Raw genomic sequence first — 12,025 nt, forward strand, 5'->3', positions numbered from 1 at the left:
AGTTTTGGTGACAGTTTATTATAAAATTTAAGATTTTTTAAAACGACTTCTTTCTTAGAATTGAAATGGAATAAAAATTTTATAAGAAAATTGGAATCATTCTCACGTTGAGTTGCTTTTAAAAAGATTATTTAAACTAAAAAATTTGAACATTACTGATTTTTATGTAAATAAAAATACTATAAATTTTAAAACGAATATAGCCGTAGAATTCCAGTTAAGAAGTTTTTTGAATTAGAAAGGATTAAAAATAAGTTGTTAAAAAATGAATTTTTCATCATTTCTGTTTCATGAAAACAGTTGATTGAAGCGGTTTTGTTAATCACCACTATGGATTGGTTATGGTAGAAATCCTGGACATTACATAATGTCTAGGCAAAACAAAAAACGGATTGAAGAAACCGTTAAACGTTCTTTTAAAATTTTAGAAAACAAAACACATTAATATTTTTTAAAATATTCCCTTAAGTAATGAATAAAATTTAACCAGAGACAAAGTTTGTCTTAAAAGTTTAAATGCAATAAAAATGATAAGTTTTTGATATAATTTCTAATAAAATTTATATTCAATTTTTATTGATTGTTTTCTATATGTTTTTGATTTGGCGAGATGGCCGTTTATATTTTTTTCTTTTGAAATATTATTTGAATTTCTTGTTTTAAATACTCTAGGTTTATTTTTGATGTAACGGATCATGAGAAAAAATCTTCCGATTACAAATCAAGAAATAACAGTACCTATCAATTCGGTTCTAATTTCACGTACTGATACAAAAGGAAAAATATCGTATGTAAGTCAGGACTTTGCTAATATTAGTGGATTTTCCGAAGAGGAAATGTTAGGCGAACCTCATAATCTTATCCGTCATCCGGATGTTCCTTCTGAAATTTTTCAAGAAATGTGGGAAACAATTAAGAATGGAAATCCATGGAGTGGAATCATAAAAAACCGTGCTAAGTCTGGGGATTATTATTGGGTAGATGCTACGGTTACTTCGGTGATGAACGAAGGTGTAATTTCCGGTTATATGTCCGTTCGTAAAAAAGCGACTCAAGATCAGATCCAAAGGGCGGAAATTTTATTCTCTCAACTAAAAAATAGAAAATCGTTCTTTTGGAAATTAAAAGAGGTTATTCAGATATTATTCAGAAAATTAGGACTTTCCGGAAAGATTATCGTGTATTCCTTACTTGTTTTTGTTCCCTTATTGTTTGCAAATTTCGAATGGATTCGAAATGGTTTGATCGTATTACCTTTGTTAGGGGTTATCTGCGGAAGTATAGGAATTCTTTTTTTAATTAACACGATACTAAATTATCGAAAAGAAATTCGAGAGGTTATATCAATTCAAAAAGAAATTGTATCTGGCAACTTTCTCATAGAAATTCCAGAAAAAAAAGGGAGGACCGAAATATTTGAAATTCGTTCTAGTCTTAGAGTTTTTGTAATCAGCATTTGGGGATTGTTGATTCAAATTAAAGAAAATTTTGAAAAGAATCAGGAACTTTATCAATATCTTTCTCAGTCGAGTGAACAATTTCAATCTAAAACACAAAATCAGGCCGCTTCCGTAGAAGAAACCGCATCCGCTTCTCATGAATTATCGTCTACGTTAGACGAAATAGTAAGATCAATTCATTTGCAATCTACCGGTTTGACCGCAATCAATGACGGAATCGGAAAAGTAAACGAGTCGATCCAAAACGTATCTAAATCTATGGATAACCTTTCTTTTCAAACTTCTTCCGTAAAAGAAAAGGCTTCTCAAAGCGAAGAAACTTTTGAAAAAGCAATTCTCGCAATGAATGAAATTAAAGAATATTCGAACGGAATTTCAAATATTATAGGAATTATTACTTCGATTTCCGAAAAAACAAACCTCTTGTCGTTAAACGCTTCCATAGAGTCTGCAAGAGCAGGAGAAGCTGGAAAAGGTTTTAGTGTGGTTGCTGAAGAAATTTCAAGAGTCCTTGTCCATTGTTAAACAACTTACAGATTATATAGGTGAAGTAAATTCTTCCGCTACGATCGTAAGAGCGTCTTTATTTGCTCAGGCGGAAAAGTTAGGAGAAATCAGAAAGAATACGGATCAAGTTAATCAACTCGGTGGAACCGTAAGCGAATCTTCCGGGTTCCAAAAAACGGCTTCTGATGAAATTTCTTTATCCATGCAAAACATTGCGGAAAGTTCGGAATTGATTGCAAGAACATCCGGAGAAATTAAGCAGCTCGTGGACGAATCCATCCACAAAGCGGCTAAGTTGTACGAAATATTAAAACATTTTAAGACTTCTTAAGAGTTTATCCCACAACCTGTCGAACGACCATAGAAGTGAGACGCTGAGTTTCCACCGACCCATAGAGAGGTGTTTCCTGAGTTACTTCGAATGACCCTGAGATTGAGTTCATAAAAATACAGGAACTCATACAGAAATGATAATAACAAAAACTACAAATCGTTCAATACGACGGTTTTGTGCGAACTACCACATTTTGTTGGGATTCAAAGGTGATTTTGGGACAAACTCTAAATTCTTTTGGAAATAAAAAAAACTGCCGATAACTAAATCGATGGGAAATCGATTTCTCAGACTGACGATTTTTATATCTATAGCGCTCACGCTTTTTTCTTTTTGGGATCATCATCTTGTAGGTTATTTAAAAGATTTTATTGTATTTATCCATGAAATCGGTCACGCGGTTGCGGCTTTGTTGACCGGCGGTTCTGTTCATACAATCGAACTTCACGGAAACGAATCTGGAGAAACCATAGCAAGCTCAGGAAGTGGATTTTTTATTTTTGTAGTATCTGCCGGATATTTAGGATCTTGTTTGATGGGAGGTTTTTTATTAAACCGAGGTTTTTCCGGAAAAATGATACGTCCTACTTTGATTTCTTTTGGAACGATTCTCTTATTGATGACAATCTCTTATTCCAAACCTGGAAACCTCGCACAATATACCGGAATTCTTTGGGGTTTAGGATTTGTATTACTTGGAATTTTTAATCTTAGAATCAATCGATTTGTTCTCGTTTTTATAGGAACGAGTATTTCTCTTTATAGTCTATACGACCTTTTGGATTTTACCGGGAACATCGCATATACAGACGCAGGAATCATGGCGGCTTGGATAACTGGAGCAAATTCTTCTCAAGTAGTTCCGAAATCGGTAATCGTTTTGGGATATTTGATTGCCCTCCTTTGGTCTTTTTTTAGCTTATCCATCATATTCGTATCGGTTAAAAAAGTTTTCCAATCGGAAGAAACCATAGTCCCGGAACAAGAATTTCAGCAAGACGGTTTTTTCCAATCCTCCGAAAACGAAAATAAAGAAGTTCCATTTCCCGGAGAAGTAACTCCCGAAGTAATGGAATGGTTTTTCAATAAAGGATTGGATTTAAACGGAAAACCCTTACCCACGGAATTTTTAGAAAAAGAAAAATTATGAAAAAACAAAGAATACTGATCACAGGCGGCGCTGGGTTTATTGGGTCTCATCTGTGTGAAAGGCTTTTGAAAGAAGGCAACGAAGTTATCTGTTTAGATAATCTGCATACTGGAAGAAAAAAGAATATTCAAAAACTTTTAAGTGATCCAAAATTCGAATTTATCAGACACGATATAACCGATCCCATCAAATTTGAAGTAGATCAGATTTACAATATGGCTTGTCCTGCGAGCCCGGTGCATTATCAATCGAACGCGATCAAAACAATCAAAACAAACGTTTTAGGAATAATGAATATGCTCGGTCTTGCAAAAAGAGTAAGGGCGAGAATTCTTCAAGCCTCTACTAGTGAAGTTTATGGAAATCCATTGGAACACCCTCAAAAAGAAACGTATTGGGGAAACGTAAATCCGATCGGAATCAGAAGTTGTTATGATGAAGGTAAAAGGGTAGCCGAAACTCTTTGTTTCGATTATCAAAGAAATCATAAGGTTGATATTCGGGTGATTCGAATTTTTAACACATACGGCCCTAGAATGTTACCAGACGACGGAAGAGTGGTTAGCAATTTTATCGTACAAGCTCTTAAAAAAGAAGACATAACATTGTACGGAGAAGGAGATCAAACACGTTCTTTTTGTTATGTGGACGATTTAGTAGAAGGGATTGTTCGAATGATGAACACCGAAAATTTCAACGGGCCAGTAAATCTAGGAAACGACGGAGAATTTACAGTTCGTGAATTAGCGGAGTTGGTTTTAAAAGAAACTGGTTCTTCTTCTAAAATTGTTCATAAGCCGCTACCTCAAGATGATCCGGCGCGTAGAAAACCGGATTTAACTCTTGCCAAACAACAACTTGGATTTGAACCAAAGGTTCCTCTTGTGGAAGGAATTCGGAAAACCATCGAATACTTTAAAAATAACTTGGATTAAATTTACACAAAGAAATTCTGGACGTACTTTACCGACCAGTCCGGAAACACTATTGATCACCGGGAATAAATTATGAATATTGGAATTTTAAAAGAATCTAAAGAAGAAACAAGAGTATCTGTTACACCAGATATTGTAGACGCGCTTAAAAAAATCGGAGCGACTGTGCTCGTAGAAAAAGGCGCTGGAGAACAATCTTATTATCATGATGAAGATTATAAAAAAGCTGGAGCAAGTCTTGTATCTCGCCAAGACGTTGTTAGTAAATCCAATATCATCGTAAGCATTCATCTTGCTGATCCTACAACATTAGGAAAAATGAAACCAGGAACCATTTATTTAGGAATGTTCCAACCTGCGATGAACGCACAAACAATTCAAAAACTTGCTTCTAAAAAGGTAGAAGTTCTAAGTTTGGATGCAATTGCAAGGATTACGAGAGCCCAGTCAATGGATGTACTTTCTTCTCAAGCAACAGTTGCGGGTTACAAAGCGGTGTTACTTGCAGCTTCTCATTTAGCCAGATTTTTTCCAATGCTCACTACGGCAGCTGGAACAATTACACCTGCTTCTGTACTAATTATCGGAGCCGGAGTCGCTGGATTACAGGCGATTGCTTCTAGTAGAAGATTAGGCGCGGTTGTAGACGTGTTTGATACAAGACCAGAAGTAAAAGAGCAGGTTCATTCTCTTGGAGCGAAGTTTGTAGAAGTGGAAGGTGCTTCCCATTCCGCTGCTGCTGGAGGTTATGCGGTTGAACAAACCGAAGAATATAAAAAACGGCAGCAAGAAGCAATCGATAAGTATGCTCAAAAAGCGGACGTAATCATAACAACCGCACTTATTCCTGGAAGAAAAGCACCTTTACTGATCACTAAAAAGATCGTGGATAACATGAAATCGGGTTCTGTGGTTGTGGATCTTGCTTCTTCTATGGGTGGAAACTGCGAATATACAAAACATGGACAAAATGTAGTTACTCCAAAAGGAGTTACGGTAATCGGTCATAAAAATCTTGCTGGCTCGATTCCCGCAGACGCATCTAAGATGTTTAGCAAGAACGTTTTAAATTTTCTTAAACTATTAATTAAGGATAAAAAAATCAATTTAGATCTGAATGATGAAATTCTTTCTTCGACTACGATTACTTACCAGGGCGAAGTTCGTCATAAACTTACGTTAGACGCTTTGGGATCTAAGTCAGGAGCAGCAAAACCTAAGAAGAGCGCTTCCAAGAAATAAGCCAAAAAAACCAAAAATCGTTCCGATCATCCAACCACCGATCACGTCACTTACAAAGTGATGGAGAGAAAGTAACCTTCCCACTCCGGCCAAAAAACTGATTAAAATCAAAGCCGGAGAAAATTTAAACAAGAGTACAAGAATTAAAACGGCTGTCATGGAATTGGCGGCGTGAGCGGAAGGAAACGAATGTTTCATATCCGGGTTAGAGTCAACTTTTCCGGCGACGGTGATCAGTGGTCTTTTTCTTGCGATGAGCTTTTTGAGAAAAAGTACAAACCGATCATTTGTATAAGTGATTAAACCGGTAAAAAGTAAAACCCAATACCAAACGATTGGAAGATCATTTTTTAAATAAAGAAAGGGAAGGAGTATCAATAAAAATACTTCCCCGCGATTGACTTTGGAAAGAATACGATTCAATCTAGGATTGTGGAGTTTTGTCCGAATCCAAGTAGAAAGTGAAAAATCGATTTGATCTACAATATCTATCAAAGTTGAAAGTCTTTTTTAAGAATATCCGAAAGCTCTTTTCTTGGAAGGCTTTTTTGTTCTCCAGAAACTAGATCTTTAATTTGGACCGTTTCCGTGCGGATTTCCGATTCTCCAAGGAACAATACGTAGCGATAACCTTTTTTTTCTGCGATCTGAATTTGTTTTCCGATTTTTGCGGAATCTAACATCGTTTCGGTGAGGATCCCATTTTCACGGAGTTCTTTAGAAAGTTTGAAAGTGTCTACGAAAAGAGATTCATTCATAATCGGAAAAAAAAGAGTTTTTTCTCTGCTTAGATTCGGAATTAGATTATGGCCTTCTAAAAAGTTTTTCAGTGTTACGTCGCCTAATCCAAAACCGATCCCGGATAATTGTTCTTTGGAAAACAGACCTATGAGATTATCGTATCTTCCCCCACCATATAAGGATCTTCTATTTTCAGGATTGGTATCAAAAACCTCAAAAATACATCCGGTATAATAATCAAATCCACGGATAATGGAAGGATCGAATAACAATTGTTTATCGATTCCGAGTTCGCCTAATTCTTGAAATAAATTTCGGATAAAAGAAACAGAATCCGTGTCGATTCCTGGAATCTTAGAAACCGTTTCTAAATTAGAATTAAGATACGTTTCAATAAGGGAGAACTGTTCTTTAAAGTTGTTTAAGAAAGGTTTAATTTCTGTTTCGAAAGCCTCGGGAGAAATTTTAGATTTTTTATCTAAAAGTTTAGAAACTCCGTGAACTTGATCATTATTGAGTTTGAGAGAATTTTTTAAAAAACTATCTAAAAGTTTTCTATGAGAAACTTTGATCTGATAACTTCCATTAGGCGCCCTAAATTTTTTTAAAATTGAATCTGCGATCAAAAGAATTTCAAGTTCGGCGCGATGAGAATCTACACCGAAAAGATCCACATTCAACTGCCAATGTTCTCTCAGCCTACCTTTGCCGGGCTGTTCGTAACGCCATAAGTTAGGGATGGAAAACCAACGTACAGGTTTCGGAAGATTACGTAAATTTCCGGCCACCATTCTTGCAAGTGTAGGAGTCATTTCCGGACGGATTGCAACTCTTCTTTCTCCTTTGTCTATAAAATCGTATAACTGTCGTTCAACGATCTCTTCTCCACTTTTAGCTTTGTAGAGATCGAAGGATTCTAAAATAGGACCGTCGTATTCTTCATAGCCAAAAGAAAGAACGGTTTCCCGCATAACGGAAAACATCCAGTTCCGAAGTCTCATTTCTTTCGGATAAAAATCTCTGGTCCCCTTGTAAGGAGCTGTGGTTAAAAAGTTTTTCTGATTTTCCAAGGCAAATTACTGAGTCTTAATGAAGTTCATATTTTTCTTCAATAGAGTCATATTTGCCTTAGCATCGTTGGAGCCAACTATTTCTGCACCTACATGATAGATTTCTCCGACTTGGGAAATATGTCGGATATGAAACGCAAATCGTAAAGGGGCTTGCATTTTAAAAGTAATGTCCGCAGTAAAAACTGGTTTGTGTAAAAAAGATTGGATCAATTCTGGATCCGTTACTTCGAGAAGAATTCCACCTTCTGATATATTCAGAAGGTTTTGTCTCTTGTCCAAAGATTTTGTGTTCGAATCTCCCATTCTTGAATTGAAAATTTCTTCCATTTCTTTGTAAAAAGCAATTACTTTGTCCGAAATCGGACCTTCACTCGATTCGATCACTCCCATGGCGAAAATTTGGGTTTCACCCCCACTTTTAAAAAGGATAGGATAGATAAGAAGAGAACGAGTTTTACTACTTTTAAAAAAACGAAGCCTTTCCTCTAAGATCAATTCCTCTTGGAGAGTTTCTTTGACTGGGAGTAGGTCTAAGTTTGCAAATTCTCCTTCTGGATTTGAATCTAAAGTGGACGTATCACGGATATAAATCGGTTTTTTATATTTTTTTACTAATTCTTCTTCTGGTGAAAGTTCTTTAGAGGAATTGAATACTAGTCTAGAAGAAGGGTAAATATGTTTTACCTTTCTGTTTAAATCGTTGAGTATGATTTGTCCGGAGGTTCCTAAAACTTTAGCAATATCTAATTCTTTTCTGGGGATTAAAAATTTATGAGCTATCACTTTCCCCATCAGACCTTCGATACGAGGAGACATTCTTTTTGCTTTTGCGATTCTTGCAAAGAGAGGTTTGCATATGATCTGAGTGTCGGTTTTTTCGATTACGTCAAAGCTGATCTCTATGTGTTTAGAAAGAGTTCTGTAAAGAACAAGTTCATCGTTGATGTTCGTTAGAGTAGAATCAATTGGAAAAATAAAAGTACCATCTTCTCTGATTTCCATCGGTTTTAATTCCTGATGAAAAGGAGATTCTTTAACGAGTAAACCTTGAAAATGAATATATTCCTTGAGAATATATTTGATCTTATTCACATCTTGAATCGTTTCCCAAGATCTCTGAGCTTGCATGTGAGTTTGAAATTGTACACTCATGAAAACTCCTCAGAGTTTTCTAAAACCAACTCTTCTATTTTTTGCTCTTCCGGTTTCTGTCTCATTGTCTGCATCCGGTTGTGAATACCAATAAGCCCTGATTCTCATTCTTTTTTCTGGAATTCCTTTTGAAAGAAGATACTCGTAAACGTTACGGGCTCTTTTGGCACTCAATCTTGTATTATATTCTTTGGAGGCTACGTTGTCGGTATGCCCCCCAATTTCAATTTTATCGGACGCATTTTTCAAAAGATAGCCTACAAGAGGATCTAACAACTTTTCATTCTCTTCTGTGATTTTTGTTTTATTAAATTCAAAATAAACTCGTAGATTATAAACCGGATCTACGTCGCTTTCTGCTTTCAGATAAATTGTTACAGTTCCATTTTTGGAAATATTTTTTTGAATAATGTTGATACTTTCAGAAATATATTTCGGAGCTGTTGCAAATAATTCAAAATCATTATCTGGTAATTGGTTGATAAGAAAAGATTTTTTATCCGCATCTTGAACTAGGGATTCTCCTTTGCGATTTATAGGTGTAAAAAGAGTAACTTTCGCGTCTGGAATGATTTGTTTTGTAGAAGCGTCCGCTACGATTACTTTCATAGCGGTCAAGTTTGGTTTTTGATTTTCTACAGGTGGTTCTACTTTTGTTTCTTCCGTTTTACCTTCTCCTATTTGAATTGGTAAAAGAATGTAAGTTCTATAGACTTTTCGATTTTTGCCTATGTTTCCTCTTAGATCCAAAATATCTTCTTGAGGATGAAAACCAGGAGAGCTAATTTCTATTTTATAGACCTTTCCGGTTTGAAGAGTTGTAGCAAAATTAGAAGGTTTTCCTTTGGTAAGGTCTCCTCCGATTCTTTTCGAAGTAATTACGTTAGCCGGTTTTGTTCCATCATAAATTTTTAAAGTAGAATCTAAACCAATCATTGTTTTTTCGGAACCGTCTAAAACTAAACCTTTGAAGTTCAAAGTGTAAGAGTTACGAATAGATTCTGGAACTTGAAAACGAAAAATATCAAATTGACCTTCTCCGCCCGAACGATTGGAAGAAATGTAAGCCCAAATACCATCTTTATCGAAACTGATTCCTTCGTTATCAAAACCTTCCCACTTATCTGTGTTAAACGGTTTGGGAAGAAGTAACAAAGAGGATTGATCAATTTTAGGAATTAAAATTTCAGTCGATTTTGTTTTTGGAGTTTCTTCCGTTTCTTCTTCGTCTTCCAGCATGTTGTCTAGAGCAGATTTATATTTTAAGAATATTCTAAAAATCTTAAATTTTTTTCTTTCATCTTCTCGATTAGAGCTGAAGTAAAGTTGTTCTCCGTCTTGGTGAATAAAAGGAAGAATTTCACTTTCCGAAGAATTAAGAGGAGAACCTAAATTTTTAGGTTGGGACCAACTTCCGTTTTTTGGATTACGAACCGAGATCCAAAGATCGAAATCACCGTAACCTCCCGGACGATCCGAAGAGAAGATTAAAAAATTTCCATCGGGAGAAATTGCGGGCATCTTATCGTTGAAATTGGAATTAATTTCACTGAGATGTTCTGGATCGTTCCATCTTCCTGTTTTTTTATCTTTAATCGTTCTATAAATATTTAAACCTTCAAAACCGGAACGTCCTACAGCAAGGTTGATTGTAGAAGTAAAATAAATTTCTGAAGGCGCATTGTTAGAATCGAAAAGAATTGAAACTCCACCTTCAAACGCGTTGGAATTGAATAGATTTGGTTTACGAACTCCTGCAATTGGAGGACGTTTTAGTTCCTCCCAAATGTTTTGATTCATGTTTACAGGTTTGGTCCATTCCGCCGGAGTTTCCTTATCTAAAAAACGGATGTTCTCCGAGATCCAAATGTCCATTCCTCCTTCTCCGCCGGGACGATTAGATTGAAATACAATGTATTTTCCATCTGGGCTTACGATCGGATTGTATTCGTCGTTTTGTGTGTTGAGAGGTTGACCGAATTGTTCTTCAGGAAGATCCGGTAGAGGCTGAGAGGAAACGGGTAAAAAAATACAAAAGGTAAGAATAAAAATCAATTTAGAAAAAGGACGCATGAACCCGCTCCGAAAAGAATGTAAGGATGATTGTTTTTAGTTTAAATTCAGGATCTTACTTAAAGTATCGGTCTTATATCTAGGATTTTAAAGATGGAAAGTAAACAAGATTCAAATTCTTCAAAGATCTTTGGAGTGTTGAATATTACCGAAGATTCATTTTCCGATGGGGGAAAGTATCTTACTTTTAAATCTTCTTCTGAAAAAGCAAATTCTCTTTTAGATCAAGGCGCAGATGTGATCGATATAGGAGCTCAGTCTTCTAATATTCAAGCAAGTTTGATCGGTCCCGAAGTAGAATGGGTCAGAATGAAAAATCTGATTCCGGATTTAATTGCAAAAGGAGTTCGTATTTCCGTAGATTCTTTTCAGCCTCAAGTAATTGCTAATTCTTTATCTGCAGGTGTGGAATTTATCAATCATATCCGAGGTTTCGTAGATGAAGAATCCATTCGAGAAATTTCCAAATATGCGCGAACCAATCGAAAGTTTATTTTGATGTATTCACATAATCATTCAAATCGTGCAGAGGTAAAATCGCATTTAACACCGAATAATGTAATTTCAGAAATTGTACAATTTTTTCGAAAAAGAAAAAAAGTTTTATTAAGCGCGGGAATTGCACAAGAACAGTTGATCTTTGATCCTGGGATGGGCTTTTTTCTAAGTCCAGATTTTCAGGTGAGTTTTGAAGTATTAAGAAAAATTAAAACCCTTCAAGAAGAGTTTTCTCCGATAATGGTTTCGGTTACAAAAAAATCATTTTTAGGAAACGCATTCGGAGGTTTGAAAGTAGAGGAACGGGAAATTCCTACCGTAGTCGCCGAACTTTATCTATATATTCAAAATGTAGAATATATTCGAACTCACGAACCTAAAAATTTAAAACAAGCTTTGAAAATTTGGAATTTATTGAATATATAATTTTTGTGACAAGACCGGAATCCGTCGGGCTTCAATTGTGAATTCGATGTAAGAAAATCTGCTTTATCGTAGGTCAATTTTTTCATGAAAAAATAGATGTGGGAACTCTCACAAATCGTGGATTTATGGTTAAACTTTGGAAATTGTGGAACTACTATGAGACACAAAAAAATTATCTTCCAATCAGATTTTTGCACAAAGCCGTTGTTTTACGGGCATCATTAAAATTTAAATCTCATTTTAACATAAGTTCAGCTGAGAAAAAATTTTCTAAAAGTATGAGTTCCTACTATTTTAGGATTTGTTCGTAAAATCGTGATTTATAAGAGTTCCCACATTTAAATGCGAAAATTCAATTATTATAAACTTCTATTTTATCAATTGTGGGAATTCTCACTTTTAAAGAATTAATCTGTAAAGTTCAGATTCCAACA

The 12,025-nt window shown here is 35.4% G+C and carries 8 protein-coding genes and 1 pseudogene; 5 read left to right on the plus strand and 4 right to left on the minus strand.

What is annotated here, in order from left to right; translation table 11 throughout:
* The first annotated feature begins 695 nt into the window (after window positions 1-695).
* From LEP1GSC059_RS00450 to LEP1GSC059_RS00465, 4 genes and pseudogenes are all read left to right on the plus strand, one after another.
* Window positions 696-2,298 (plus strand): annotated as a pseudogene (locus tag LEP1GSC059_RS00450) (methyl-accepting chemotaxis protein).
* Window positions 2,299-2,572: 274 nt separating this feature from the next.
* Window positions 2,573-3,451, plus strand: a complete 879-nt coding sequence (locus LEP1GSC059_RS00455; protein WP_002179272.1) for a M50 family metallopeptidase — start codon at window positions 2,573-2,575, stop codon at window positions 3,449-3,451.
* Complete coding sequence (locus LEP1GSC059_RS00460; RefSeq protein WP_017215072.1) at window positions 3,448-4,386, plus strand: UDP-glucuronic acid decarboxylase family protein; 939 nt, start codon at window positions 3,448-3,450, stop codon at window positions 4,384-4,386. Before LEP1GSC059_RS00455 ends, LEP1GSC059_RS00460 begins: the two co-directional genes overlap by 4 nt.
* Window positions 4,387-4,458: 72 nt before the next feature.
* Window positions 4,459-5,628, plus strand: coding sequence for a Re/Si-specific NAD(P)(+) transhydrogenase subunit alpha (locus LEP1GSC059_RS00465; protein WP_004453007.1), 1,170 nt, complete (start codon window positions 4,459-4,461; stop codon window positions 5,626-5,628).
* On the opposite strand, the gene LEP1GSC059_RS00470 is transcribed toward LEP1GSC059_RS00465, so the two are convergent.
* Genes LEP1GSC059_RS00470 through LEP1GSC059_RS00485 form a run of 4 tightly spaced genes read right to left on the minus strand, consistent with a single transcriptional unit; the run spans window position 5,587 to window position 10,667 of the window.
* Window positions 5,587-6,123 carry a phosphatase PAP2 family protein gene (locus LEP1GSC059_RS00470; RefSeq protein ID WP_002179174.1) on the minus strand — a complete coding sequence of 179 codons (537 nt, stop codon included), beginning with the start codon at window positions 6,121-6,123 and terminating at the stop codon, window positions 5,587-5,589. The two genes, LEP1GSC059_RS00465 and LEP1GSC059_RS00470, sit on opposite strands and share 42 nt — an antisense overlap.
* Window positions 6,120-7,439 (minus strand): histidine--tRNA ligase, encoded by a 1,320-nt coding sequence (hisS, locus tag LEP1GSC059_RS00475; RefSeq protein WP_017215073.1) that lies wholly within the window; start codon window positions 7,437-7,439, stop codon window positions 6,120-6,122. The genes LEP1GSC059_RS00470 and hisS overlap by 4 nt, the downstream gene beginning before the upstream one ends.
* Before the next feature lie 6 nt (window positions 7,440-7,445).
* Complete coding sequence (locus LEP1GSC059_RS00480) at window positions 7,446-8,594, minus strand: DUF1577 domain-containing protein (protein ID WP_002179329.1); 1,149 nt, start codon at window positions 8,592-8,594, stop codon at window positions 7,446-7,448.
* Window positions 8,595-8,603: 9 nt separating this feature from the next.
* Window positions 8,604-10,667: an OmpA family protein gene (locus LEP1GSC059_RS00485; RefSeq protein WP_017215075.1), complete on the minus strand. Its 2,064-nt coding sequence runs from the start codon at window positions 10,665-10,667 to the stop codon at window positions 8,604-8,606.
* Window positions 10,668-10,760: 93 nt separating this feature from the next.
* Between LEP1GSC059_RS00485 and folP the strand changes: the two genes are divergently transcribed.
* Window positions 10,761-11,591, plus strand: a complete 831-nt coding sequence (gene folP, locus LEP1GSC059_RS00490) for a dihydropteroate synthase (protein WP_020980111.1) — start codon at window positions 10,761-10,763, stop codon at window positions 11,589-11,591.
* The last annotated feature ends 434 nt before the right edge of the window (window positions 11,592-12,025 follow it).

Source organism: Leptospira noguchii serovar Panama str. CZ214 (assembly GCF_000306255.2).
GTDB lineage: Bacteria > Spirochaetota > Leptospiria > Leptospirales > Leptospiraceae > Leptospira > Leptospira noguchii.

Bases quoted from the DNA above. Each gene is read 5' to 3' on its own strand.
- LEP1GSC059_RS00455 (WP_002179272.1), top strand. From the start codon at position 2,573: ATGGGAAATCGATTTCTCAGACTGACGATTTTTATATCTATAGCGCTC.
- LEP1GSC059_RS00460 (WP_017215072.1), top strand. From the start codon at position 3,448: ATGAAAAAACAAAGAATACTGATCACAGGCGGCGCTGGGTTTATTGGG.
- LEP1GSC059_RS00465 (WP_004453007.1), top strand. From the start codon at position 4,459: ATGAATATTGGAATTTTAAAAGAATCTAAAGAAGAAACAAGAGTATCT.
- LEP1GSC059_RS00480 (WP_002179329.1), bottom strand. From the start codon at position 8,594: ATGAGTGTACAATTTCAAACTCACATGCAAGCTCAGAGATCTTGGGAA.
- LEP1GSC059_RS00485 (WP_017215075.1), bottom strand. From the start codon at position 10,667: ATGCGTCCTTTTTCTAAATTGATTTTTATTCTTACCTTTTGTATTTTT.
- folP (WP_020980111.1), top strand. From the start codon at position 10,761: ATGGAAAGTAAACAAGATTCAAATTCTTCAAAGATCTTTGGAGTGTTG.